Genomic DNA, 26,592 nt, shown 5'->3' with positions numbered 1-26,592 from the left:
ATAAAAAAAGAGGCCCGGAGGCCCCTTTTTTAACGTGTGCAGATTAACGGTTATTTAGGCTGAGAAGCCGGAATGCCGTTCTGACGCTCGAAGTACTCGCGAGTCAGTCGGAATACAACTGGGCTCAGTACTGCGATTGCGATCAGATTAGGGATCGCCATCATAGCGTTCAGGGTGTCTGCCACCAGCCATACGAAGTCCAGGCTCAGGGTTGCACCTACCGGTACAGCCAGGATCCACAGGATGCGGTATGGTTTGATAGCTTTAACGCCCAGCAGGAACTCAACACATTTCTCGCCGTAGAAAGACCAACCGATGATGGTGGTGAAAGCAAAGATTGCCAGAGAGATAGCTACCAGGTAGTTACCTACGCCAGGCAGAGCATTTGCGAATGCTGCAGAAGTCAGCGCTGCGCCGGACTCACCGGAAGTCCATACACCGGAGGTTACAATAACCAGACCAGTTACAGTACAAACGATCAGAGTGTCCAGGAAAGTACCCAGCATCGCGATCAGACCCTGACGAACTGGATCTTTAGTCTGTGCCGCCGCGTGAGCGATTGGCGCAGAACCCAGACCAGCTTCGTTAGAGAATACACCACGTGCAACACCGAAACGGATAGCTGCCCAAATAGCAGCACCAGCGAAACCGCCTTCGGCAGCGTGACCGGTGAATGCCGCATCGATGATCAGGGCAAACGCAGGACCAATCTGGTCAGCGTTGATGGACAGAACCACCAGACCTGCAACGATGTACGCAACCGCCATGAATGGAACCAGGGCACCGGCAACGTGACCGATACGCTTGATACCACCCATCAGTACAGCACCTACCAGAACCGCAGCAACAACACCGGTAACGATGGTTGGGATCTGGAAGTTAGCTTCGATTACCTGAGCGATGGAGTTGGACTGTACGGTGTTACCGATACCGAAACCGGCAATCGCACCGAAGATAGCAAATGCAGTACCCAGCCAAGCCCAGTTCTTGCCCATACCGTTTTTGATGTAGTACATCGGACCACCAACGTGGTTACCTTCTTCATCAACTTCACGGTATTTAACAGCCAGAACGGCTTCGGAGTACTTGGTTGCCATACCAACCAGAGCGGTCAGCCACATCCAGAACAGGGCACCAGGGCCACCCAGGAATACAGCCGTTGCAACACCTGCGATGTTACCGGTACCAACGGTAGCGGACATTGCAGTCATCAGAGCTTGGTAAGGTGGGATCTCACCTTCGCTTTCCTCGCCTTTTTTAGCGGACGTGCCGCTAGCGAGCAGTTTGAAACCCGTACCGAGTTTCAGGATCGGCATCAGCTTCAGGCCCAGGCTCATGAAGAAACCTACACCTAAAATCAGGATCAGCATCGGCCAACCCCACACAATACCGTTAATTTCACCAATTATGGAACTTAGAGCTTCCATCAGAAGGATACCTCCCCTTGTTATTTTTATAGTCGCTGGTTGTCCAGAGGGACGGACAGTAGCAAGTGGTCTTGCTTTTTGTTTCTTGTATTGGATGTTTTATTTCCAATAGGAAACAAATTATCTCTTATTGAAATTGTTTTCAATTGGAAATTTTTATCGCTTTTTCTAGATAACGTTGATATTCCTTATCAGGTACGAACGACCCACCGGTTAACCAGGCAACATGTACCCCGTTTTTCAATGAGTTAGCGATGTTTTGGGCTTCAAGGTACTGACGGCCCGGACCTGTGTTAAGCATAGCTGGACCACAACAACTTATAGCTGCTGAAGGCTCAACTTCGACATTTTCTAGGTTTTTGAGCGAAAAAAGGTGTTGATACAGCTCATCATCGGTGGCGGTGTAAACACCGGACACCTGATGACGCACTGCATCACACACCCATTGGGATGCAGTACCCACCGCCAGTCCGTCGGCATCGGTATCGATCTGCAACCCCAATTCGTAGATCGGAACAGGCTCCTGTCCCGCTTCACCCGCCATGCCGAGAAGCATGCAGGGAGCCTGTACCGGTTCGGCGAAGAAACAATGTACGTTGTCGCCAAACAGGGCTTTCAGGCCAAAAGTAATGCCGCCTGGTGCGCCACCGACTCCAGCGGGTAAGTAAACGATCAATGGCTGCTCCGGGCTCACTTCGATACCTGCAGCATCGAGCTGTGTCTTCAGACGCAGTGCGGCCACCGCATATCCCATAAACAGGCGCGGTGAGTTCTCATCGTCGACGAAATAGCTGTGAGGATCTGCGTCCGATTCTGCGCGACCTGCTGCGACGGCCGCGCCGTAGTCTGCGGTATGTTCCACCACTTTGACGCCACGTTTACGCAGGCGCTCTTTCTTCCACTCCTTGGCATCGGAAGACATGTGTACCACGGCATTGAAGCCCAATGCAGCGCCCATAATGCCGATGCTCAGGCCCAGGTTGCCGGTGCTACCCACGGCGATGGTGTGTTGCGCGAATAGGGTGCGGCTCTCGTCGGAGCCAAGTTTCCGATAATCATCATCGGGACCTGCGATAAGTCCTTCCTTTAATGCCAGTTGTTCCGCAAAGCAGAGGACTTCGTGAATACCGCCACGGGCTTTGATGGAACCCGCAACCGGCAATGCGTGATCCGCTTTTAGAAACAAGCGCCCGCCGATCGGGTTGATCTCTTTGTTCAACGCATCGGTTGGCAGCAGCGGAGATTCGATCAAGCCGCCCGTGTCTTTCAGCTCAGGGAACAGGTCGATCAGCAGCGGTGCAAAGCGCGCCAAACGCGCTTCCGCTTCGTAGATGCCTGCTACATCCGGTGTATCAGGCGCAGCATGTGCGTTTTGGTAAGCGGGGTTAAGCCAGAATAGAGGGTGTCCGGAACTGAGTTTTTCTTTTTCTTGTTGGGTCAGATTCAGGTTTGTCATCGCTATTCCTGCCTCAATGTGTTTAGACTATTGTCTGAACAAAACTTGCCCAAAACAAACGATAGTTTCTTAAAGGCTGTTTAGTTTTACTAAACGATAAATGTTTCTGTAGAGTATAGATGGCAAAGCTTAACTCCCGCACACTGGCATCACTGGTTCACTTTGAAGCCTGTGGTCGCCTTCTCAGTTTTTCCGACGCAGCGAAAGAACTGTCTCTCACAACCGGGGCTGTAAGTCAGCAGATTCGCAAGCTGGAGGATGTTCTGGGCTTTAAACTGTTTGAGCGTCAGCCTCGGGGGATTGAGCTCACCGCTGAGGGGACAGAGTTACTAAAAGTTACCCAAAGCTCAGTAGAGGCGATTGAGACGGTATTAGAAAAACTGCAGGGACAGGCGGGGGAGTCTGTAGTTAGACTAAAGTCGACACCATCTTTTGTATTCAAATGGCTGATTCCGCATTTACAGGCCTTTGATCAAAGCCACCCTGAGATCCGTGTAGAGACTTTTGCCGATGCTGCGCTGCTGGACCTGACTACCGGGGACTTTGATCTGGCCATCGATTACAGCAATGGCGAGTACACCGACTTCGAAACGTTGCTGCTGATGGAGGAAACGTTACGGCCGGTGACGAGCCCTAACTACATGCCGGAAGCGGACTGGTCGGACCCGGATATCTGGAGCAAGATCTCCCTGCTGCATGATTCGATGCCATGGCCGAATTCGCGGCGCGATGCCGAGTGGCGATATTGGCTGGATCAGCGGGGGCTGAATGATGTGTGCAGCGGTTCCGGCCACTACTTTAACCGCGTGGATATGGCGATTGCAGCCGCGGGGGCTGGCTTGGGGGTGGCGCTGGCGCGCAGTGCACTGGTAAAGGACGAGCTGGAGACAGGGCGCCTGATCGCCCCGTTTCCAGCCGTGAAATCCTGCTGTGACTACTACCTGCTGCTGCCAAAAGGCACACCGGACGTATCCAATGCGCGGGTATTGCGGGATTGGTTGCGTGCGTTGGCTCAGCGCTCGGGTACCGGCAGCTCCTGAGATTCCTTCACCTCTTCCATCACGATGTAACTCTTGGAGTTTTTTACGCCGGGAAGGGTCAGCAGCATGTCGCCCAGCAGCTCACGGTACTGGGACATGTCACTGATACGCGCTTTCAGCAGGTAGTCGGAGTCACCGGATACCAGGTGGCATTCCTGGATATAGGGCAGCTTTTTAACTGCCTGGTTAAAAGCACCAAAGGCATCCGGTGACTGGTACGAGAGAGATATCTCAACAAACACCAGCATGTGGTAGTCTAGAGCTTCAGGATGGATGCGGGCGTAGTAGCCCTCAATCACACCGTCTTTCTCTAAACGTTTTACACGTTCCATGCAGGGCGTAGTCGATAGACCGACCCGGTCGGAAAGTTCCGTGTACGAAATGCGGCCCTCGCGCTGCAAGATGCGCAAAATGTTGCGGTCAATACGGTCAAACTTTCTTTTTTTCAAAGGCTTACGCTTACTTTCCATAATATTTTCTGCAATTTTTATTATTCTCGTAATATCAGCTAATAATAGCATAAATACAAAGAAATATTCTGACGAACCTGGAATAGAATGGTTATATATCTCGCATTGATCAAATAATAACCAGAAGGTGAGTTGATGAAAGTTCTTGTGCTTGGCAGTGGTGTAATTGGTGTAACCAACGCTTGGTATCTGGCTAAAGAAGGTCATGAGGTAACTGTGGTAGATCGTCAGCCAGAGGCCGCGCTGGAAACTAGCTATGGCAATGCAGGAATGATCTCACCAGGTTACGCGATGCCTTGGGCGGCTCCGGGTGTACCGAAAAAAGCCGTGAAGTGGATGATGCAGGATCTGGCGCCGTTGGCGATCCAGCCAAAGCTGGAAGGCTCCATGTATTCCTGGATGAGCAAGATGCTGCGCAACTGTACTGAATCTGCGTACGCCGTGAACAAAGAACGGATGCTGCGTATTGCCGAGTACAGCCGCGACTGCTTCGTTGATATGCGTAACGAGTTGGATATCAACTACGAGCAGCGTACCCAAGGTACTCTGCAGCTATTCCGTACCCAGAAACAGATGGATGCCTGTGGGGCTGACGTTGCCATCCTGAAAGAGTGCAACGTCCGTCACGAAGTGCTGGATGTTGCAGGTTGTGTCGACGCTGAACCTGCGCTGGCATACAAAAAAGACAAGATTGTGGGTGGTCTGCGTCTGCCGGGTGATGAGACCGGTGATTGCTTCAAGTTTACGCAGGCACTGGCCAAAGAGTGTGAGCGACTGGGCGTTAAATTCATCTTCAATACCAGCGTAGACGCGCTGCAGGTAGAGAAGGGTGATGTCACCGGTGTGCACACCTCCGCAGGCTTGCTGACCGCTGACAAGTACGTGGTTGCGATGGGCAGTTACAGCCCGCTGCTGCTGGCTCAGATCGGCATCAAGGTGCCGGTATATCCAGTGAAAGGGTACTCCCTGACCCTGCCGATCATTGATGAAAGCCGCGCGCCGGTGTCCACAGTAATGGATGAGACCTACAAGGTTGCAGTAACGCGCTTTGACGACCGTATCCGTGTGGGTGGTACCGCAGAGATCACCGGTTACGATCTGGGTCTGCCAGAGAAGCGCCGTAAAAGTGTCGACTTCGTGGTGGATGACCTGTTCACCGGCGCTGGTGACCTGAAGAACGCCGAGTTCTGGACTGGCTTGCGTCCGATGACGCCAGACAGTGTACCGGTACTGGGTGAAACCAAATACAAGAGTCTGGTCCTGAATACCGGTCACGGTACCCTGGGTTGGACCATGTCTCTGGGCAGCAGCCGATACGTTGCCGATATCATCTGCGGTCGCAAGCCGGATATCGACACAGCGGGCCTGAGCGTAGCGCGTTACAGCTAAGCTGCCCTGCAAACTGAACATAAGCCCTTTGGACGGGTTCGCCCGTCCGTTTTTTTACCGTTTACCCCTAATCATGACGTCCAATGACCTTTAAGAGGCGCTACGGGTCTTAGGTTGGGACTGGGCCGGGCTCTGAATTTCAGAGTCGTTTTCTGGCTAGTTCGCAACTTACCCGGACACGCCTCTGTTTTTTTTTTCGATTATGCTGTCATTATATGGGCGTTACGTGATAGAACCCGACTTATCCTGCACCGGGTTCCAGGAGACTATCGCACTTAAAAATCGGTCAAGCCCGATAGTCTCTCAGAGGCGTTAAGCGTCCCTAAAGAATTCAACTATCAGTCTTTTAAGGAATAACAATGAACAAAAGCATTATCAGCACTGAAAAGGCACCTTCCGCTATCGGTACCTACTCTCAGGCAGTGAAAGCGGGTAACACCGTATACATCTCCGGCCAGATCCCACTGGTACCAGAAACTATGGAGATGGTAACCGAGTCTTTTGAAGCTCAGGCTGAGCGTGTTTTCCAGAACCTGCAGGCAATCTCTGAAGCAGCGGGCGGTAGCCTAGCTGACGTGGTTAAAGTAACCATCCTGCTGTCTGACCTGAAATACTTCGGTATCGTGAACGAAGTGATGTCCCGTTACTTCGCAGAGCCTTACCCAGCGCGTGCTGCATACGCAGTTAAACAGCTGCCAAAGGATGCGGATATCGAAGTTGAAGCAATCATGGTAACCGGCGAATAAGAATCGTCGCTTGCAGGAAGAAGCCCGTTGATCCGCCGATGCCAATTGGACGCACGGGCCTCTTTTATTCCGCCTGAGTGAACGCTACCGGTCATTCAGGCTTCGGTAGGCAATTTCTGAGGTCATCCCTGGCGACCTCAATGCAGGATTGTTTACCGCAGGGTATATGCTTTTGGCTGACGTTTAAGGAATATCGGGACGCCGGTGTTCTGCAGCTTGGGCATATACCCTCAACCTCCGCTCTTTCCCGTTACGTCCCAGCTTGTGCCAACAACATGGCCGCCGCTGTTTTTCCCATCTCTTCCAAATCTTCCCGGTTGACGTAGATGCCGTCGTTCAGCAAACGACACAAACCGTGCAGTGTCGCCCAACTGGCCTGTGCGACCCGTAGCGTCGGATGCTTATCTGTGAGTATGCCTGCGTCCTGCAGGGTTTCGATCCACTCCAGCCAGTGCTGGAAACAGCATTTTGAGATCCCTTTCAGGGACTCGGTGGGCTGACCCAGTTTCCAGATCTCCTTGCCGAACATCAGATCGTAGGTTTCCGGATTTGCATCCGCAAAACGGATATACCCCAGCACGTAGAGTTCAAATAGCAAACGAGGTTCCAAATCTGGATGTTGCTGCGGCAGCTCACTCACTGCGCGGATATGGTCGGCAAATCCCGCCTCTGCAATGGCGCACAACAGCTCGTTTTTATCTTTGAAGTGATGATACGGCGCGGTGCGTGATACGCCCACGTTATCGGCCAATTTACGCATCGAGAGGGCGTCTACACCGCCATCCCGAATGATCTGAGTCGCCGCCTGCAACAGGGACTGGCGCAGGTCGCCGTGGTGGTAGGTTTTCTTATCCTGAGTCATGAGCGGAATCTAGCAATGCATCTTGACACCGTCAAGAATGAGTAATAACTTGACGGTGTCAAGATTGATCGGTCGCGCTTGTCTACACTGTTTCAAGGGTTTGAATACGCGATAAAAACGACCGGATCACAGGAGGATGTATGAGTTACACCACGTTTGATCTGACGGTTGAGGATCATATTGCGCATCTGCAGCTGAACCGCCCCGATGCCTACAACAGCATGAACCAGGCGTTCTGGCGTGAACTGCCCGCTGCTATACGTGCCATTGATGAGGCTGCGGAGGCGCGGGTGATTGTGATCAGCTCCAGCGGCAAGCATTTTTCCGCGGGTATGGATCTGGAGGTGTTCAGTAATCCAAACCCGACCCTGTTTCAGGGCGAGCGCGGCCGCCAGGCGGAAGGTATGCGTCGCTTGGTGATGCAGCTGCAGGCTTGCTTTAACGTGCTGGAAGAGGTGCGTATGCCGGTGCTGACCGCGATCCAGGGTGGCTGCATTGGTGGCGCTGTGGATATGGTGTGTGCGGCGGATATGCGTTACTGCACCGAAGATGCGTTTTTCCAGGTGAAAGAGACCGAGCTGGGGATGTCCGCCGATCTGGGCACCCTGCAGCGCCTGCCGCAACTGATTGCGCCGGGCCTGGCGCGGGAACTGGCCTACACTGCGCGCAAGATGGCAGCAAATGAGGCGGCAAGCAGTGGTTTTGTAAACCGGGTATTTGCCGACCAGGAAACCATGCTCACCGAAGTGTTGGCTATTGCCAGGCAGATTGCCGAGCGCTCGCCGCTGGCCGTCACCGGTACCAAGCAGATGATCAATTATGCGCGCGATCACAGCATGGCAGACAGCCTGACCATGATGGCGACCTGGCAGGCAGGAATGTTCCAGCCAACCGATATGGTGCAAACCTTCAGCGCCAAGATGACACAGCAAACACCGGACTATGAAGGGCTCCGCCCGGTTACCGAGCCGCTTAAGTAATTGCTTTTAAACAGCGCTATCGCGGATTAGTCGAAGAAAAAGCCGAAGAATAAAAAATACAGAGATCAATGAGATGAGCAACGCACACCCACTGTATCCAAATCTGTTCCAGCCGCTGGACCTGGGATTCACCACCCTGAAAAACCGTATCCTGATGGGCTCCATGCACTTGGGGCTGGAAGAGCGGCCAAACGGTTTTGAACGTATGGCCGCATTTTACGCCGAGCGTGCCCGCGGTGGTGTGGCACTGATCGTGACCGGCGGTATCGCACCGAACGAAGCCGGTGTCGTACACCAGGGCGCATCGATGATGAGCAGTCAGGAAGATGTGGCCAAGCACCGTACCGTGACTGATGCCGTGCATGAGGCGGGTGGCAAGATCTGTATGCAGATCCTGCACACCGGACGTTATGCCTACAGTCCACAGCTGGTGGCGCCGTCTGCCATTAAAGCGCCGATCAATCCATTTGCTCCCAACCCGCTGGATGAAGCCCAGATCGAAGAGCAGATGCAGGATTTTGTGCGTTGTGCCTGTCTGGCAAAAGAGTCTGGTTATGACGGTGTCGAGATCATGGGATCGGAGGGGTACCTGATCAACCAGTTTATCGCCAAGCGCACCAATACCCGTGATGATGAGTGGGGGGGAGCGTATGAGCGGCGTATCCGGTTTGCAGTGGAGATTGTGCGCCGGGTGCGTGAGGCGGTGGGTGAACACTTTATCATTATCTACCGGCTGTCGATGCTGGATCTGGTGGAGGGCGGCAGCTCCTTTGACGAGATTGTGCAGTTGGGTAAGGAGATCGAGCAGGCCGGTGCCACTATTATCAACACCGGTATCGGCTGGCACGAAGCGCGTATCCCGACCATCGCCACCAAAGTACCGCGTGCGGCCTTTACTTGGGTCACTGCGCGCGTTCGGGCAGAACTGAATATCCCGCTCATTACCTCCAACCGCATCAACATGCCGCAGGTTGCCGAAGATGTGTTGGCACGGGGTGATGCGGACATGGTGTCGATGGCCCGTCCGTTCCTGGCCGATCCGGAGTTTGTTGCCAAGGCCGAGCAATCCCGGGCGGATGAGATCAACACCTGCATCGGTTGTAACCAGGCCTGTCTGGATCATATCTTTGTGGGCAAGCTTACCAGCTGTTTGGTGAACCCCCGTGCCTGCCACGAAACTGAACTGGAGATCAAGCCAACCGACGCGCCGAAGCGTTTTGCGGTTGTAGGGGCTGGCCCGGCGGGTCTGGCGTTTGCGACGACAGCGGCGAAACGGGGTCATCAGGTCACCCTGTTCGACGGCCAGTCCGAGATTGGCGGCCAATTTAATGTGGCAAAACGGATTCCGGGTAAAGAGGAGTTCTACGAGACACTGCGCTACTTCGCACGCCAGGTCGAGTTAACCGGTGTAGAACTGAAGCTGGATACCTTTGTCAGTGCAGAGGAATTGGAGCAGGGCGATTTCGATGAGATCGTGGTGGCGACGGGTATTACACCACGCAATCCGGAACTCGACGGCATCGACCATCCGAAAGTGCTGGGATACCTCGATGTGATGCACGGCGCTGAAGTAGGTAAAAAGGTGGCGGTGATTGGCGCGGGTGGTATCGGTTTTGATATCAGCGAGATGCTGGTACATCAGGGCGAATCAACCAGCCAGAATATCGAGGCTTTCATGCAGCAGTGGGGTATCGATATGTCCCTGCAGGCGCGGGGTGGTGTGGAAGGTATCGAGCAGGACTTCGAACCGGCTGCCCGCGAAGTCTATCTGCTGCAGCGCAAGGCCAGCAAGGTAGGCGCGGGCTTGGGCAAAACCACCGGCTGGATTCACCGTACGGACTTGGCCAAAAAAGGCGTGCGCATGCTGAACAAGTGTGAATATGTGAAGATCGATGACGACGGTCTGCACCTGCAAGTGAATGGCGAACCGCAACTGCTGGCAGTGGATAACGTGGTGATCTGTGCGGGTCAGGAATCGAATCGCGGTCTGGCGGATCAGATCAGTAGAAAACCGGTTCACCTGATTGGCGGTGCCGACCTGGCTGCCGAGTTGGATGCGAAACGTGCGATCGATCAGGGCACGCGTCTGGCTGCCCAGCTCTAGCATCACGCGCCCAATCTTTCAAAACAACGTGTGGGGCATCTTTAAGGTGCCCTTTGTTTGTTCCATTCAGCGTTTTAACATCGCTTGGTTGCACAAATACGTTAGTCCTCACTTGGCTTGGATTGTCGTTTGCTCCCGCTGAATTCGTGCTTTAAAGGTGTTTTAGCGATTTATGTCACTAAACCTGCGTTGAAATGTCATTGCTGAACGGCTGGTCTTCTAAGAAACTGCGTAACAGTCTAGAAAGCTCTCGGGCGCAGATTACCCAACAAATATAATAACCGGGTCGTATATGAGAGAACGCGCAGCAATTTTTCGGGTGGCCATTTGGTCGCTCCTGTCTTTTTTTTGTTTGTCATCACCGGCTGTATCAGCCGGAACTGCCGATCGCTTGGTGCGGGATACGACCCCACTTGACGTGGTCGATGCCGCGATGACCCGTCAACTGCTTCTGCTGGATATCACGGTTGTGGGCAACCGGCTTGTCGCCGTAGGGGAGCAGGGCGTTATTTTGATTTCCGATGATCAGGGCTCAAGCTGGCGCCAGGCCAGGGTTCCGTCCAGTGTATTGCTGACCGCGGTGCAGTTTGTGGATGGGCAGGTTGGTTGGGCTGTGGGGCATGACGGCGTTGCATTGCAGACCGTTGATGGCGGCGAAAGCTGGCAGTTTAAGCTGGATGGTAACCAGATCAACCAGACCCGCATCCACGATCTGAACAGCACAATCCAGCAATGGGATGAAAACCGGGACAACGGCGATCTTACCTTGGAGGATCTGGAGTACGCGCTGGAGGATGCCCAAATCGCACAGGAAGACGGCGCCAGCGTACCGTTGTTGGATCTGTGGTTTACCGACCGAAATACCGGTTATCTGGTGGGGGCTTACGGCACGTTCCTGCAGACCCGTGATGGCGGCAAGAATTGGCAGAGTGCCGATCACCTGTTGCCTAACCCTGACCGTCTTCATCTGAATGCCATATACGCCGCCCGTAACGGTGACCTGTATCTGGCTGGTGAAGCGGGTTCACTTTTTAAGCGTGATGCCGTCGATTATGCGCATGAAGGCTCTGGCAGCTGGTATCAGCTGGATACCGGCTATGAAGGCTCCTTCTTTGCACTGCAGGAAGGCGAAGAGGGGCTTAACCTAATGGGGTTGCGCGGCCATCTGTTCAGATCCGGAGACGGTGAGCACTGGGCGCAGGTGGCATTGCCAACGTCCAGCAGTATTAACGCGGGGCTGAGTGATGCCCAGGGTGGGTTAATCCTGATCGGGCAGGGTGGCCTGTTGCTCCAGCAGCAGAACACTCACTTTGAGTCGCTGAAAGTGCCTATGCGCACCAGCTTCTCGTCCGGCGTGCGTGTAGGGCAACAACTGATTCTGGTGGGTGAAGCCGGTATTACCCGCGTGCAACTCTCAAATAATCCACAGGGAGGGCGTTCCTGATGAGTTTCTCCCGTCAACTGCTGGCACCAATCCGCGCCAGTGAACAGCTGCTGGAGCGTTTTCTGTTCTATCGTCGCGGGTTGGTCGTGGGCCTGTTTGCGCTGCTGACGATCATCTTTGTCTGGCAGGCGAGCATGATTCGCCCGGATGCCAGCTTCGTGAAGATGATCCCATCCAGTCACCCTTATGTGAGTAACTTCCTGCAATACCGGGATGACCTGGTAGGCCTGGGCAACAGCGTGCGTATCTCCGTGGAAGCCACCGACGCAGATATCTTTAGCGCCGAGTTTCAGGAAACCCTGCGACAGGTTACCGACGAGGTATTCTTCATTCCCGGCGTGGATCGTTCTGCACTGAAGTCGATCTGGACACCCAACATCCGCTGGACCGAAGTGACCGAAGAGGGCTTTGTCGGCGGGCCGGTGATTCCGCCAACTTACGATGGATCGGACGAAAGCCTGGAGCAGGTGCGGATTAATATCCTGCGTTCCGGTCAGGTGGGGCGCCTGGTGGCGAACGACTTTAAATCCGCCATTATCCAGGTGCCGCTGTTTGATCGTCATCCCCAGACCGGTGAAAAGCTCAATTACCAGCAGTTCTCCCATCAGCTGGAAGAACTGATTCGCGATAAATACGCGCGTCCGGGCATTGAAATTCATATTACCGGCTTTGCCAAGATTGTCGGTGATCTGATCGACGGTGCGGTGCAGGTGGCGGTGTTCTTTGCCATCGCCTTTGGTGTGACGCTGGTACTGCTCTACCTCTACTCTGGCAGTGTCACCGGTACGCTCATTCCGCTGACCTGTTCCGTAATTGCGGTAATCTGGCAGTTGGGGCTGCTGAATGTGCTGGGTTTCGGTCTTGATCCGTACTCCATGCTGGTGCCGTTTCTGGTGTTTGCGATTGCAGTCAGCCACGGTGTGCAGATTGTAAATACCACCACCCTGGAGGCGGCGCAGGGGGCGGATAAGCGCCTGGCGGCACAGCGTGCCTTCCGTGCGATCTTTATCCCCGGCCTGATCGCACTGCTTTCCGACGGCATCGGTTTTGTTACCCTGCAGGTAATCGAAATTGAAGTGATTCAGGATCTGGCTGTGGCGGCATCGGTGGGTGTAGCGGTGATTATCCTCACCAACCTGCTGCTGTTGCCGGTGCTGATGTCCTATTTTGGTGTGGGGGCGAAGGCGATTAAGCGTGCACAAAAAGCCGCCAACCGAACCCACAGTCGCTGGCAGTTGCTTACCGTATTTAGCCGTCCTAAGGGGGCATTTTCCGCACTCGCGGTGGCGGTCTTTATGGCGGGGCTGGGTTTTATCTACAGCAGCGACCTTAAAATTGGAGACCTGGATTCCGGGGCGCCCGAGTTGCGTGCGGACTCCCGCTACAACCTGGATAATGCCTTTATTACCGAGAATTACTCCACCTCCAGCGACACCTTTGTGGTGATGGTGAAAACCGGCGATGAGCAGTGCAGCAGCTACCAAACGCTGTCGCTGGTGGATCAGTTCCAGCACGGCCTGAAAAATGTGGCCGGTATACAGAGCAGTATCTCGCTGGCGGATGTATCCGAGCGGGTCACTGCGGGCCTCAATGAGGGCAGCCTGAAGTGGCGCTCCGTAAGCCGTAACCGGATGGTGATCAACGCTTCGCTGGCCTATGTACCTGCGGGCCTGATGAATGCCAAATGTTCCCTGCTACCGGTGATTATCTTCCTGGACGACCACAAGGCTGAAACCCTGCTACGGGTAACTGCGGCGGTGGAGGCGTTTGCTAAGCAACATAACACCGATGATATTGAGTTCCTGATGGCGGCCGGCAATGCTGGATTTGAAGCTGCCACCAACGAGGTGATCAGCGTGGCCCAGTACGAGATGCTGTTCTGGGTATACGGTGTGGTGAGTTTCCTCTGTCTGCTGACCTTCCGCTCCCTGAAAGTCGTGTTCTGTATTATCACGCCGCTGGCACTGACCTCGCTGCTCTGTCAGGCATTGATGGCCCAGTTGGGTATCGGTGTGAAGGTGGCAACACTGCCGGTAATCGCATTAGGCGTGGGTATCGGTGTGGACTATGGCATCTACATCTATTCCAAACTCAACACCTATCTGGTGCAGGGCCATAGTCTGTCGGAGGCTTATCTGGAAACTCTGCAGAGCACCGGTAAGTCCGTTGCCTTCACCGGCCTGACCCTGGCGATTGGCGTGGTGTTGTGGGTGTTCTCGCCCATCCGTTTCCAGGCGGATATGGGCGTGTTGCTGACCTTTATGTTCATTTGGAACATGCTGGGTGCGTTGATTCTGCTACCGGCATTGGCTTGTCTGCTGCATACCGAGGAGAAGGAGCGGGTACATGTTGTTCAGTAAACGTATTCTGGTGATTCTGGACAGTGGTGAACACAGTCCCAAAGCATTGCATCGGGCGCAGCTGATCGCCGAGCGGATGGGCTGTGAACTGGAGCTGCTTTGGGTTGGAAAATCGGAACCCTGGACAGGACTGGCGCAGGATCTGGCAGTACTTCAATCCAGCGCGGTACGTTTTACCCAAGAGGTGATCACCAAGGACCTGATCGATTTGGTTGTGGAGCGGTGGCAGCAGGATCACTTTGCACTTCTGGTGAAAGGTTGCGATCTACGGCATAACAACCGCCGCTTACTTGCCCCTCGTGACTGGCAGTTGTTGCGTGAAACGCCTTGTCCGGTACTGCTGGTAAAACAGGATCAGCATTGGGCGGATGGTCGTATCCTGGCCGCGGTGAATACGGTCACTCATGACCCGCAATTACGGGCACACAACCAAAGCATTCTGATGTTGGCAGGTTTTATCGCCCACGCTCTAAACGCACCTTTGCACGCGGCGGTGGCGACACCTATGGCGATGCAGGGCGTTGAACCTGAATTGCAATCCCAGGTACTGATTGACCAACGGGCGCAACGTTGTGCTGAAAACGTGCTGTCAGAAATGAATCTGCGGGTGGCTCAGCTCCATGTGGGTGAAGGGCCGCCGGAACACTGGATTCCTCATGTCAGCACCGAGATTGATGCCTCGCTGGTGGTGATGGGCACCCTTGCCCGTAAAGGGGTATCCGCTGCCCTGCTGGGTAATACCGCCGAACGCATTCTCGATCGCTTGAATACCGATATCCTCGTCCTGCGTGCCGGGATCGATCAGCCGCTGCCGCCGTTGATGACATAGCCGGAAACGGCATCTTTCTGAGTCCCCTCACTTAAATCTATTTTCTATTTGTGTCGCCCTCGGAGCGGGCTGCTACAGGTGCTTCGTAGCAGCCCGCTCCGAGGGCGACAATCAACTTATAGTCCTTTCTGAATTATTTTTGCCAGAAGATGGTAGAGATGGTCGATGCCAGTTCTTTTGAAAAATCAATTAATTTCAATGTGTTGGTGTTGGTATTTAGTCTGTTGACAATTTTTGTTACTAAAACTGGTAGCTTTTGTTATTGGCCGCAAAGGGCTCTTGAACCATTCTGTTATTACGAAACCTGCTAACAAGTCCTATGCGTGCTCTGCAAGTTCAGAAGCCCGCAGATACAAGGCGAAGTTTGCAGGTAATGGCCGTAGTCCTTACCAAGAACTGCAACGCAGGAGGTGCGGGCTTCTGGACTTGCCCTTCGGGGCGATCGAGATGATTCATTCTCTTCGTTGGAGCTTTTTGACATGTCCTGACATGCCCGCAAAGCTCCGCCTCGACTATGAATCATCTCGAACGCCAGAGTGCCTATAGGACTTATTAGAAGGTTTCCATAAACGATGTTGGTCTGTATCTGATTGTGGGCACACCCTGGCCCGGACCGACCACAAAAATAATAGGAATGAGGGATTGGTTATGCCGGAATATAAGGCCCCTTTGCGTGACATGAGTTTTGTGCTGAATGAAGTGCTTGAGATGGATAAGCACTATGCGAGCCTGCCCGGCTGTGAGGAAGCAACCCCGGATATGGTGTCTGCCATCGTGGAAGAGGGGGCCAAGTTTGCCGAGCGCGTTCTGGCACCGCTGAACCAGGTGGGTGACCAGCAAGGCTGTCAGTGGAGCGAAGAGGGGGTGAAAACTCCTGAAGGTTTCCGCGATGCATACCAGCAGTTTGTGGAAGGCGGTTGGCCTTCCCTGGCGCATGACACCGAATGGGGTGGTCAAGGGCTGCCGGAATCCTTAGGGATTGTAATCAATGAGCTGGTGGGCACCGCGAACTGGGCGTGGAGCATGTACCCGGGGCTGAGCCACGGTGCCATGAATACTCTGGAAGCCCACGGGACGCAGGAGCAGAAGGAAACGTACCTGACCAAGTTGGTATCCGGTGAATGGACCGGCACCATGTGTCTGACGGAGCCGCACTGCGGTACCGACCTGGGCATGCTGCGCACCAAGGCGGAGCCCAACGAAGATGGCAGCTACCGCATCAGCGGCACCAAGATCTTTATCTCAGCCGGTGAGCACGACATGGCCGATAACATCGTACATATCGTCCTGGCCCGCCTGCCGGATGCGCCGGAAGGCACCAAAGGTATCTCCCTGTTTATCGTGCCGAAGTTCCTGCCATCCGGTGACGGTATCGGTGATCGTAACGGCGTGAGCTGTGGGTCCCTCGAACACAAAATGGGTATCCACGGTAATTCCACCTGTGTAATGAATTTCGATGAAGCGACCGGCTACCTGATCGGCCCGCCGAACAAAGGCCTAAACTGCATGTTCACCTTTATGAACACCGCACGTATCGGTACTGCCCTGCAAGGGCTGGCGCATGCGGAGTGGGCGTTCCAGAACTCGCTGGACTACGCCAAAGACCGTCTGCAGATGCGTTCCCTGACCGGACCTAAGAATCCGGACAAACCGGCGGATCCGATCATCGTGCACCCGGAAGTGCGTAAGTTGCTGCTGACTCAGAAGGCATTCGCCGAGGGCGGTCGTGCACTGATCTACTACACCGCACAGATGGTGGACAAGGTACACCTGGCATCACCGGAAGAGCGTGCTGAAGCGGATGGCCTGTTGGCCCTGCTGACGCCAATCGCTAAAGCGTTCCTGACGGAAGTCGGTTTCGAATCCGCCAACCACGGCCTGCAGGTCTTTGGCGGCCACGGTTATATCGCTGAGTGGGGCATGGAGCAGAACGTACGCGATAGCCGTATTTCCATGTTGTATGAGGGCACCACGCAGATTCAGGCGCTGGACCTGCTGGGCCGTAAAGTACTGATGACCCAGGGTGAATCCCTGAAACGTTTCACCAAGGTGATCCACAAATACTGTCAGGCGCAGTCCGATAACGAAGGCCTGAAAGAGTTTATCGATCCGCTCAACAAACTGAATAAGGAGTGGGGCGAGCTCACCATGCAGGTGGGCATGAAAGCGATGCAGAACCGCGACGAAGTGGGTGCCGCATCGGTGGATTACCTGATGTACTCCGGTTACGTGACCCTGGCTTACCTGTGGGCACGCATGGCGGAAACCGCCCAGCAGAAGCTGGATGCCGGTGAGGGTGAGGCGGAGTTCTACAAAGCGAAGCTGGCCACTGCACGCTTCTACTTCCAGCGTCTGCTGCCACGTACCCGCAGCCTGGTGGACACCATGCTGTCCGGCTCCGATAACCTGATGGCGCTCGAAGAAGAGCACTTCCAGTTCTGATGAAGATCGTAACCCGTTTTTTGAAAACATCCGCGGGTCAGTCACTGGCGACTGGCCTGCTAAAACTGAATGCCAAACGTTACCGCAAAAAAAATAATGAGAGGACAAACTCCATGGCTGATCTGAATGCAATCTTTGACCAGATGAAGGCACGTTTTAACCCTGCAGCTGCGACCGACACCGATGCAGTGTTCCAGTATGTGATCGACGGTGATGCACACTGGAGCGTGGCGGTGGCCGATGGTGAGTGTCAGGTTGCTGAAGGTGAGCATGATGCCCCAACCGTAACCCTCAACATGGATGCCACCACGCTGGAAGAGGTAATGTCCGGTGAAACCGATGGCATGCAGGCGTTTATGACCGGCCGTATACAGGCTGAAGGTGACATCATGGTCGCCACTAAACTTGCTGCCCTGTTCCCGGTGAGCTAACGTCAATCCGGCTAATCAACACCTAACAATAAAAATAACAGTATGCGAGGTTGAAATGGACGGGCAGATCCCTGCTGCGGACAGCATCCCTGCGGATATTAATCCACAGGGGTTTGAGACTATCCCCGATGTGCTGGCCTACGCCGTAGCTCAGTACAAGGATGCGCCGGCTTTTACCAGCTTTGGCCGGACCTTGAGTTTTAGCGAGCTGGATCGTTTGTCGGCGGCTTTTGCGGTCTATCTACAGCAGGAGACCGATCTGCAACCGGGCGACCGTATTGCAATTCAACTACCCAACCTGATTCAGTATCCGGTGGTGGTTTACGGCGCCTTGCGTGCAGGCCTGATTGTGGTTAATACCAATCCGCTTTATACGGCGGCGGAGATGGAACACCAGTTCTCAGACTCCGGCGCCAGAGCGCTGGTGATCCATAAGAGTATGGCCCACAAGGCCGACAAGATTCTGCACAATACAGACATTAAACACACCTTTGTCACACAGGTGGGTGATCTGCATGGTTTTGTTAAACGCACCCTGCTGAATGCAGCGGTAAAGTACCTGAAAAAGATGGAGCCTAAGTACCATCTGCCGGGGGCGATCCCATTGCGCGCTGCTTTGCTGAAATTCCACGGTGAAACGCCAAAACCCACGTACCGCAAGCCGGGTGATATCGCAGCACTGCAGTACACCGGCGGCACAACCGGGGTATCCAAAGGGGCGATGCTTACCCACGCCAACCTGCTCGCCAACATGATGCAGTTACAGGATCGAGTCAGTGGCGTGGGCGCCGCTTGGCACGATCAGGTGATCTCACCGTTGCCGCTCTACCATATCTACGCCTTTACCATTGCCCAGGTGGTACTGCTTTCCGGCGGTCATTCGGTACTGATTCCGAATCCGCGGGATATCGATGGCTTTGTAAAAGAGTTGGGTAACTGGCGCCCGACCGGCTTTATCGGACTGAATACGCTGTTTGTTGCCCTGTGCAATAAAGACGCTTTTAAGACGCTGGATTTCAGCCCTCTGAAACTCACCATCTCTGGGGGGATGGCGCTAACCCATGCCGCGGCTGATTTGTGGCGAGACACCACCGGCTGCGAGATCATTGAAGGTTATGGCCTGACCGAAACCTCTCCCGCGGTATGTGCGAACGAACCTGGAGCGGTGCAGATCGGTACCATCGGCATTCCGGTGATCCACACCGACGTGCGCATCATCAAAGACGGCGAAGAGCAGCCGATCGATGAACCAGGAGAGCTTTGTGTTAAAGGCCCACAGGTGATGCGTGGTTACTGGCAGCGTGAACAGGATACGCGCGATGTCTTTACACCTGACGGTTTCTTCATGACCGGGGATATCGCACTGTGTCAGCCCGACGGGCGTTTCCGCATCGTTGACCGGGCCAAGGATATGATCATCGTCTCCGGCTTCAACGTGTATCCAAACGAAGTCGAGGACGTGGTGGCCTCCCACCCGGATGTGATTGAATGCGCGGCAGTAGGTGTTGAAGATACGGTGAGCGGTGAGGCGGTGAAACTCTTTGTGGTGAGCAAGAACCCTGACCTTAACCGGGAAGAGATCCGCGACTGGTGCAAAGAGCGCCTGACCCGCTACAAAGTACCGAAATACGTGGAGTTTGCCGACGAACTGCCCAAGTCCAACGTAGGTAAGATCCTGCGGCGCATGCTCAAACAACCGATGCCGACCCTGGATCAACTGGACGAGGTGAGCTGATGCCACTATCAAAACCGGTGCGTCGTAACCTGGCGCATCAGCGCAACGTTCGATGTCTGGGATACCAGCGTGAAGATGGTCTCTGGGATATCGAGGGTCACTTGATCGACGTGAAAACCCAGTCGGTTGATAATCCCGAGCGTGATGGTTACGTCGGGGCCGGTGAACCGTTCCACGATATGGGTTTAAGGGTCACCATCGACGCGACCCTGCAGATCCATGAAGTGGAAGCCTATATCGACCAGTCCCCGTTTCGTATGTGTCCGGGAGTCGTGGGGGCATTCAAAAAGCTGGAAGGCACCCGTATCGGTCCAGGCTGGCAGCGCCAGACCAAGGAGCTGTTGGGTGGTGTGCATGGCTGCACCCATCTGAGCGAATTGCTGATCCCCATCGCGACCACCGCGGTTCAAACCCTCTGGCCGAGTGCTAAAGAGGATGTCATGACCCTGGGTGGGCAGTTTATGCTTAATACCTGCCGCACCTGGGCCCAGGACAGTGAGGTGATCAAAACCTACCTGCCTGACTTGTACCAAGACGCTTCATCCACCTGAGCAATTACCTGTCGTACTTCGTTACCGGCCTTGTGCCGGTTTTTTTGTTGGTGGGATGTCGCCCTCGGAGCGGGCTGCTACAAGCACGGTCCTGTAGCAGCGGGCTCTGACCAAGACCGGTCCACGCTCTATAACCAAACCGCATCCCATAATGGGTAATCTTTGACGGACCTTACCAAACCAGATCTTAAGGGATTAGCCACGATATATCGGGCAAAATCTCTAACCTGACCCTCATCTCGTAATGCCTGATCGTAATAGCCTTTAGCCCAGACTTTCCCTTTTGAGCCGTTGTATTCGTTAACGGATCTAGCCGACAGGGTTTTCATGAATTGCACGGTTGTTGCCAACGATGCTTCTTCCCTCAATTGCATCAGCCAATGCAGATGATTCGGCATTACGACATAAGCGAGTGTGTGCGCAGATGATTCGGCTTGCCTAAGCGCATTAACCACACACCGACCCAAAAACAAATCTTCAAACAACGGAGACCGTCGGTGAGCAACCGTGGTGATCATATAGATCTGATGAGGCGCAGAATGCCTGCCGATACGCAGGTTTTGCGTACGAAATTTTGAGGTCGCCATATTCAACATCCTTGTTTGTTATTGGCACGTTCACTGTAGCAGCGGGCTCTGACCGCGACAATTCGAAGATCAATAGCTTGTCGCCCTCAGAGCGGGCTGCTACGAGAGTGATAGGTTGATTTTTGAATCTTTGTGTTAGTTTTTAATATGCAAATTAATCACTGATTTTATTGGCCTTTAGCTATTCTGAAATTTTTTGTCAGTAAATCAGCTGTTATTTGTCATTGTTGATATCGGCCCCCGGATTAGTATTGACGTATAACCTGAGCATGAAAAGGGCCGATGATGAAAGTACTGGTCGCAGTAAAGCGCGTGATTGACTACAACGTCAAAGTGCGCGTGAAAGCAGATAACTCCGATGTTGATTTGGCTAACGTAAAGATGGCCCTGAACCCGTTCTGTGAAATCGCGATTGAAGAAGCGGTGCGCATGAAAGAGAGCGGTGTTGCCGATGAAGTGGTTGTGGTGTCCATCGGTGGTAAACAGTGTGAAGAGCAGATTCGTACCGCACTGGCGCTGGGTGCCGACCGTGGTGTCCGCGTGGATTGCGAAGAGCAGATGGATCCGCTGACCATCGCCAAGCTGCTGGCGAAGGTCGCAGAAAAGGAACAGCCGGGGCTGATCATCCTGGGTAAGCAGGCGATCGACTCCGACAACAACCAGACCGGTCAGATGCTGGCTGCACTGCTGGATATGCCACAGGGTACCTTTGCCTCTGAAGTGAAGCTGGCGGACGGCAAAGTGAATGTAACCCGCGAAATAGACGGCGGCTTGCAAACCGTTGCGCTCAACCTGCCAGCAGTGGTGACCACCGACCTGCGCCTGAACGAACCACGTTACGCCTCCCTGCCGAATATCATGAAAGCCAAGCGTAAACCGCTGGATATCCTCAGCACCGATGAGCTCGGTGTGACCGTCAAATCCGCGTTGACGCTGCTGAAAGTGGAAACTCCACCACAGCGTCAGGCCGGTATCAAAGTGGGCTCCGTGGATGAGCTGATCGACAAGCTGAAAAACGAAGCCAAAGTGGTTTAAGGGGAGGTAATTCAGATGCGTATTTTGGTCATTGCAGAACACGACAACAACGAACTGAAACCGGTCACCCTGACCACGCTGGCAGCCGCCCAACAGATTGGTGGTGACATCGATCTGCTGGTGGCAGGTCACAACTGTCAGGCGGTATCTGACGCGGCAGCTAAAGCGGCGGGTGTCAGCAACGTGATCACAGCCGATGCCCCGGTTTACGAACACCAGCTGGCGGAGAACGTGACCAAGCTGATCCTGGCGCTGCCGGGCAATTACAGTCATATACTGGCGCCAGCCACCACCAGTGGTAAGAACCTGCTGCCACGTGTAGCGGCATTGCTGGATGTGAACCAGATCTCCGACATTACCGGTGTTGAGAGCGCTGATACCTTCACCCGCCCGATCTATGCGGGCAACGCCATTGCCACTGTACAGTCGTCTGATCCGGTGAAAGTGATCACCGTGCGTGGTACCGCCTTTGATGCCGTTGCAGCAGAGGGTGGCAGTGCGACTCAGGAAACCTTTGGCGAAGTCTGTGATGCGGGTCTTTCCAGCTTTGTGGGTGAAGAACTGGCGAAGAGCGACCGTCCTGAGCTGACCGCGGCATCCGTTGTGGTCTCCGGTGGCCGCGGTATGGGGAACGGTGAAAACTTTGACCTGCTTTACGCCCTGGCTGACAAGCTGGGGGCTGCTGTGGGTGCGTCCCGTGCCGCAGTGGATGCGGGCTTTGTACCGAACGATATGCAGGTGGGCCAGACCGGCAAGATGGTCGCGCCTGAGCTATACATTGCAGTAGGTATCTCCGGCGCGATCCAGCATCTGGCGGGTATGAAGGATTCCAAAGTGATCGTCGCGATCAATAAGGATGAGGAGGCACCGATCTTCCAGGTAGCGGATTATGGCCTGGTCGCGGATCTCTTCGATGTGGTGCCTGAGATGTCGGGCAAGCTGTAACCGAAAAAACCTTTTCAATTAGCAGTCGTCCTGGATAGGGCGGCTGAAAATAAAAAAGGGTATCTGAGAATCCATCGCGAGCGGTTCGAGAGCAAGGCGCCCGGCGCGCAGCAACCGAGACATATCTGAAGATAGGCGAGGGAGCGAGCACCGCGTAACGTAGCTATCGGATCGTGCAGCAGGATTCTCAAGGTATCCAAAATAAACGGAGCAAACCAATGCTTTATCAAGGTCAGTCGATCCGTGTGGAAGAGGTTGAAGGCGGTATCTTCAACCTGGTGTTCGATAACCAGAACGAATCCATCAACAAGCTGGATCAGGCGACGTTGGGTGAGCTGCGCGAAGCAGTCAACCTACTGTCAGCCCGGGACGATCTAAAAGGGGTGCTGTTTTCCAGTGCCAAGTCCTGCTTTATCGTCGGTGCCGATATTACCGAATTCAACAAGATGTTCTCCCACGAAGAGGAGGCGATCGTTGCGGCACTGCTGGAGATGAACCAGATCTTCAACACCATCGAAGATTTGCCATGCCCAACCGTGACGGCGATCAACGGAATCGCGTTGGGTGGTGGTTTCGAGCTCAGTCTGAGTACCGATTACCGCGTGATGGCAGAAGGCGCCAAAGTGGGTCTGCCTGAAGTGAAACTGGGTATCTACCCGGGTTGGGGCGGCACCATTCGACTGCCACGTCTGATCGGTGTGGATAACGCCAACGAGTGGATCTGCGGCGGTGTGGAAAAGCGAGCGGATGCGGCGCTGAAAGACGGCGCGGCGGATGCGGTGGTTGCAGTTGAACAAGTGAACGAAGCAGGTCTTGACCTGTTGCGCAAATGTATCGACGGCAAGTTCGACTACCAGGCGCGTAGTGAAGAGAAGAAATCACCGATCAAGCTGAACCAGATCGAGCAGATGATGGCGTTCGAAAGTGCTAAGGGTGTGATCGGTGCCAAGGCCGGTCCTCACTATCCGGCTCCGCTAGCGGCCCTGAAAACGATCCAGAAACACGCCAACTTGCCGCGTGACAAGGCATTGCCGATCGAAGCGGCCGGATTTGCCAAACTGGCGCGTAACGACGTCACCCGCTCGTTGGTGGGGCTGTTCCTGAAAGACCAGGCGATCAAGAAGATCACCGGCAAATACGAAGCCCAGGCTGAACCTGTGAAACAGGCCGCCGTACTGGGTGCGGGCATCATGGGTGGTGGCGTGGCTTATCAATCTGCCTCCAAAGGCACGCCGATCCTGATGAAGGACATCGCGGAGCCCGCATTGCAGCTGGGTCTGGACGAAGCCAACAAACTGCTGGGCGGCCAGCTGAAGCGTAAGCGCATCGACGCAGCCAAGATGGCGCAGATTATCAACCGCATTACGCCAACCCTGAGCTACGGCGATTTCAACCGCGTGGATCTGGTGGTGGAAGCGGTGGTTGAAAACCCGAACGTGAAAAAAGCCGTCCTGGCCGAAACCGAGAAGCAACTGCCAGAAGGCGCGGTGCTGACCTCCAACACCTCCACCATCTCGATAACCGAGCTGGCAACGGCACTGGAAAAACCGGAAAACTTCTGTGGCATGCACTTCTTCAACCCGGTGCACAAAATGCCGCTGGTGGAAGTTATCCGTGGCGAGAAAACGTCTGAAGCCGCAATTGCACGTACCGTGGCCTACGCCAAGGCGATGGGCAAAACACCGATCGTTGTGAATGACTGCCCGGGCTTCCTGGTTAACCGCATCCTGTTCCCATACTTCGGTGGTTTTGCCGCGCTGATCAAAGACGGCGCTGACTTCCGCAAGATCGACAAGGTGATGGAAGGTTTCGGCTGGCCGATGGGGCCTGCCTACCTGCTTGACGTGGTGGGTGTGGATACCGCGCACCATGCGGACCGTGTGATGGCGGCGGGTTTCCCGGACCGTATGGAGCACGAAGGTGAAAACATCATCGACCGCATGTTTAAGCTGGAACGCTTTGGTCAGAAGAACAGCAAAGGTTTCTACCGCTACGAGATGGACCGTAAGGGCAAACCGAAGAAACTGCAGGATGACGAAGTGGATGCGCTGCTCGAAGGCGTGGTGGGTACCGCGACCGACTTCTCCGACGAAGAGATTATCGAGCGCATGATGGTGCCGCTGTGCATCGAAACCGTACGTTGTCTTGAAAATGGCATCGTGGCGTCCCCGGCGGAAGCGGATATGGGCCTGATCATGGGTATCGGTTTCCCGCCGTTCCTGGGTGGTCCGCTGCACTACCTGGATCGCATGGGGCTGGATCGCTTCTGCGAGATCGCCGCTAAGTACGAAGCACTGGGTCCGCTGTACCAGCCGACCGAGAAGATGAAACAGATGGCCGCCGCTGGCGAAACCTACTTCGGTTAAGGATGGAGAGAGAACGATGAATCTGAAACCAAATGACGCAGTAATCGTCGATGCGGTACGCACCCCGATGGGGAAATCCAAGAACGGCTCTTTCCGTAACGTCCGTGCCGAGGCGCTATCGGCAGCTGTAATGAACGCGTTGCTGGACCGTAACGAAGCGCTGAAGGCTGCAGAGATCGAAGACATTGTCTGGGGTTGTGTAAACCAGACCAAGGAGCAGGGCTTTAATATCGGCCGTAACGCGGCGGTGCTGGCGGGTATTCCGCACACGGTTGCCGCACAGTCGGTTAACCGCTTGTGTGGTTCCTCAATGTCGGCGCTGCATACCGCGGCTCAGGGGATCATGACAGGCAACGGTGATATCTATCTGGCCGGTGGTGTGGAGCATATGGGCCACCTGTCGATTCTGCACGGTATCGATGTGAACCCGGAGATGTCCAAGCAGGTTGCTAAGGCTGCCCTGATGATGGGCGTGACTGCCGAGATGCTGGGCAAGATGAACGGTATCTCCCGTGAGATGCAGGATGAGTTTGGTGCCCGTTCACACCGTCTGGCGCACGAAGCGACGCTGGAAGGTCGTTGGGACAACGAGATCATCGCCGTGGAAGGCCACGACGAAAACGGCTTCAAGAGCCTGCTGGAGTACGATGAGGTGATCCGTCCGGAAACTACCGTAGAAACGTTGAGCTCGCTGAAACCAGCCTTTGTACCGAAAGTGGGCACAGTGACTGCGGGTACCTCTTCTGCATTTTCCGACGGTGCCTCCGGTATGCTGATCATGTCAGCAGCCAAAGCGCAGGAGCTGGGCCTGACACCTCGTGCCCGTATCGTTAGCATGGCGGTTGCGGGTTGTGATCCCTCCATCATGGGTTACGGTCCGGTACCTGCATCCCAGAAAGCGCTGAAACGAGCAGGCTTGAGCATGGACGATATCGACGTGGTCGAGCTGAACGAAGCGTTCGCAGCGCAGGGTCTGGCAGTACTGAAAAACCTGAAACTGCTGGATCAGATGGAAGAGAAGGTAAACCTGAACGGTGGTGCGATCGCTCTGGGTCACCCGCTGGGCTGCTCCGGTACCCGTATCTCCACCACCTTGCTGAACGTCATGGATCACAAGGATGCCACCTACGGTCTGGCAACCATGTGTATCGGTATGGGGCAGGGGATTGCTACGGTGTTTGAACGCCTGAACTGATAACCTTTCAGTTCAGCAAAGGGTCTGGCCCGCTGTCACTTTGTGGCAGCGGGTTTTTTGTTGAATTTTGGGGAAATCCAATCTATTTACGCCCCCCTTGTAGGGCAGCCTTCAGGCTACCGGCAGCCCCGTAGGTTAGTCATCGCAACGCGATGCCTAACATGTTGGGCACCGCTTTGCGGTGGCCAACCTACGATA

Annotated in this window: 21 protein-coding genes; 16 read left to right on the top strand and 5 right to left on the bottom strand. The window is 54.6% G+C overall.

Annotated elements, in window-relative coordinates; all coding sequences use genetic code 11:
- Positions 1-50: 50 nt before the first annotated feature.
- The gene (locus QKW35_RS03685; RefSeq protein ID WP_282350830.1) at positions 51-1,427 is read right to left on the bottom strand and encodes an alanine/glycine:cation symporter family protein; all 1,377 of its coding nucleotides are present in this window, start codon (positions 1,425-1,427) and stop codon (positions 51-53) included.
- A 142-nt stretch (positions 1,428-1,569) separates the two neighbouring features.
- On the bottom strand, positions 1,570-2,883 hold the full coding sequence (gene dsdA, locus QKW35_RS03680; RefSeq protein WP_282350829.1) for a D-serine ammonia-lyase: 1,314 nt from the start codon (positions 2,881-2,883) through the stop codon (positions 1,570-1,572).
- A 119-nt stretch (positions 2,884-3,002) separates the two neighbouring features.
- Between dsdA and QKW35_RS03675 the strand changes: the two genes are divergently transcribed.
- Positions 3,003-3,923 (top strand): LysR substrate-binding domain-containing protein, encoded by a 921-nt coding sequence (locus QKW35_RS03675; RefSeq protein ID WP_282350828.1) that lies wholly within the window; start codon positions 3,003-3,005, stop codon positions 3,921-3,923.
- Here QKW35_RS03675 and QKW35_RS03670 read toward each other — a convergent pair.
- Entirely contained in the window at positions 3,896-4,393 is a 498-nt protein-coding gene (locus QKW35_RS03670) for an Lrp/AsnC ligand binding domain-containing protein (RefSeq protein ID WP_282350827.1), read from the bottom strand. The two genes, QKW35_RS03675 and QKW35_RS03670, sit on opposite strands and share 28 nt — an antisense overlap.
- A 135-nt stretch (positions 4,394-4,528) precedes the next feature.
- Between QKW35_RS03670 and QKW35_RS03665 the strand changes: the two genes are divergently transcribed.
- Both QKW35_RS03665 and QKW35_RS03660 read left to right on the top strand, forming a co-directional pair.
- The gene (locus QKW35_RS03665) at positions 4,529-5,782 is read left to right on the top strand and encodes a D-amino acid dehydrogenase (RefSeq protein ID WP_282350826.1); all 1,254 of its coding nucleotides are present in this window, start codon (positions 4,529-4,531) and stop codon (positions 5,780-5,782) included.
- 359 nt (positions 5,783-6,141) lie between these two features.
- Positions 6,142-6,528 carry a RidA family protein gene (locus tag QKW35_RS03660; RefSeq protein ID WP_282350825.1) on the top strand — a complete coding sequence of 129 codons (387 nt, stop codon included), beginning with the start codon at positions 6,142-6,144 and terminating at the stop codon, positions 6,526-6,528.
- Positions 6,529-6,778: 250 nt separating this feature from the next.
- Here the strand turns inward: QKW35_RS03660 and QKW35_RS03655 are convergent, their stop codons facing one another.
- Positions 6,779-7,390 carry a TetR/AcrR family transcriptional regulator gene (locus QKW35_RS03655; RefSeq protein WP_282350824.1) on the bottom strand — a complete coding sequence of 204 codons (612 nt, stop codon included), beginning with the start codon at positions 7,388-7,390 and terminating at the stop codon, positions 6,779-6,781.
- A 140-nt stretch (positions 7,391-7,530) separates the two neighbouring features.
- Here QKW35_RS03655 and QKW35_RS03650 point away from each other — a divergent pair, with 140 nt between their 5' ends.
- The 9 genes from QKW35_RS03650 (at position 7,531) to QKW35_RS03610 (ending at position 20,266) form a co-directional block, all read left to right on the top strand.
- Positions 7,531-8,370: a crotonase/enoyl-CoA hydratase family protein gene (locus QKW35_RS03650; RefSeq protein WP_282350823.1), complete on the top strand. Its 840-nt coding sequence runs from the start codon at positions 7,531-7,533 to the stop codon at positions 8,368-8,370.
- 73 nt (positions 8,371-8,443) lie between these two features.
- Entirely contained in the window at positions 8,444-10,474 is a 2,031-nt protein-coding gene (locus tag QKW35_RS03645; RefSeq protein WP_282350822.1) for an NADPH-dependent 2,4-dienoyl-CoA reductase, read from the top strand.
- Positions 10,475-10,868: 394 nt separating this feature from the next.
- Positions 10,869-11,918, top strand: a complete 1,050-nt coding sequence (locus QKW35_RS03640; protein ID WP_282350821.1) for a WD40/YVTN/BNR-like repeat-containing protein — start codon at positions 10,869-10,871, stop codon at positions 11,916-11,918.
- Complete coding sequence (locus tag QKW35_RS03635) at positions 11,918-14,278, top strand: efflux RND transporter permease subunit (RefSeq protein ID WP_282350820.1); 2,361 nt, start codon at positions 11,918-11,920, stop codon at positions 14,276-14,278. Before QKW35_RS03640 ends, QKW35_RS03635 begins: the two co-directional genes overlap by 1 nt.
- Positions 14,265-15,107: a universal stress protein gene (locus QKW35_RS03630; protein WP_282350819.1), complete on the top strand. Its 843-nt coding sequence runs from the start codon at positions 14,265-14,267 to the stop codon at positions 15,105-15,107. The genes QKW35_RS03635 and QKW35_RS03630 overlap by 14 nt, the downstream gene beginning before the upstream one ends.
- 648 nt (positions 15,108-15,755) lie before the next feature.
- Positions 15,756-17,549 (top strand): acyl-CoA dehydrogenase C-terminal domain-containing protein, encoded by a 1,794-nt coding sequence (locus tag QKW35_RS03625; RefSeq protein WP_282350817.1) that lies wholly within the window; start codon positions 15,756-15,758, stop codon positions 17,547-17,549.
- Positions 17,550-17,662: 113 nt separating this feature from the next.
- Positions 17,663-17,980, top strand: a complete 318-nt coding sequence (locus QKW35_RS03620; RefSeq protein ID WP_282350816.1) for an SCP2 sterol-binding domain-containing protein — start codon at positions 17,663-17,665, stop codon at positions 17,978-17,980.
- Positions 17,981-18,035: 55 nt separating this feature from the next.
- On the top strand, positions 18,036-19,715 hold the full coding sequence (locus QKW35_RS03615; RefSeq protein ID WP_282350814.1) for an AMP-binding protein: 1,680 nt from the start codon (positions 18,036-18,038) through the stop codon (positions 19,713-19,715).
- Positions 19,715-20,266, top strand: a complete 552-nt coding sequence (locus QKW35_RS03610; RefSeq protein ID WP_282350813.1) for a DUF2889 domain-containing protein — start codon at positions 19,715-19,717, stop codon at positions 20,264-20,266. Before QKW35_RS03615 ends, QKW35_RS03610 begins: the two co-directional genes overlap by 1 nt.
- Before the next feature lie 128 nt (positions 20,267-20,394).
- Here QKW35_RS03610 and QKW35_RS03605 read toward each other — a convergent pair whose 3' ends face one another.
- Complete coding sequence (locus QKW35_RS03605; protein ID WP_282350812.1) at positions 20,395-20,853, bottom strand: REP-associated tyrosine transposase; 459 nt, start codon at positions 20,851-20,853, stop codon at positions 20,395-20,397.
- A gap of 285 nt (positions 20,854-21,138) precedes the next feature.
- On the opposite strand from QKW35_RS03605, the gene QKW35_RS03600 reads away from it, so the two are divergent.
- The 4 genes from QKW35_RS03600 (at position 21,139) to fadA (ending at position 26,394) form a co-directional block, all read left to right on the top strand.
- The gene (locus QKW35_RS03600; protein WP_282351084.1) at positions 21,139-21,888 is read left to right on the top strand and encodes an electron transfer flavoprotein subunit beta/FixA family protein; all 750 of its coding nucleotides are present in this window, start codon (positions 21,139-21,141) and stop codon (positions 21,886-21,888) included.
- A gap of 15 nt (positions 21,889-21,903) precedes the next feature.
- Positions 21,904-22,833, top strand: coding sequence for an electron transfer flavoprotein subunit alpha/FixB family protein (locus tag QKW35_RS03595; RefSeq protein WP_282350811.1), 930 nt, complete (start codon positions 21,904-21,906; stop codon positions 22,831-22,833).
- Between the two features lie 218 nt (positions 22,834-23,051).
- Positions 23,052-25,199: a fatty acid oxidation complex subunit alpha FadB gene (gene fadB, locus QKW35_RS03590; protein ID WP_282350809.1), complete on the top strand. Its 2,148-nt coding sequence runs from the start codon at positions 23,052-23,054 to the stop codon at positions 25,197-25,199.
- Positions 25,200-25,215: 16 nt separating this feature from the next.
- Complete coding sequence (gene fadA, locus QKW35_RS03585; RefSeq protein ID WP_282350808.1) at positions 25,216-26,394, top strand: acetyl-CoA C-acyltransferase FadA; 1,179 nt, start codon at positions 25,216-25,218, stop codon at positions 26,392-26,394.
- Positions 26,395-26,592: the final 198 nt, after the last annotated feature.

The organism is Pontibacterium granulatum, assembly GCF_029961155.1.
GTDB lineage: Bacteria > Pseudomonadota > Gammaproteobacteria > Pseudomonadales > Balneatricaceae > Pontibacterium > Pontibacterium granulatum.
The sequence above is the reverse complement of the archived record's forward strand: the minus strand, read 5'-3'. Positions and strand labels throughout refer to the sequence as shown.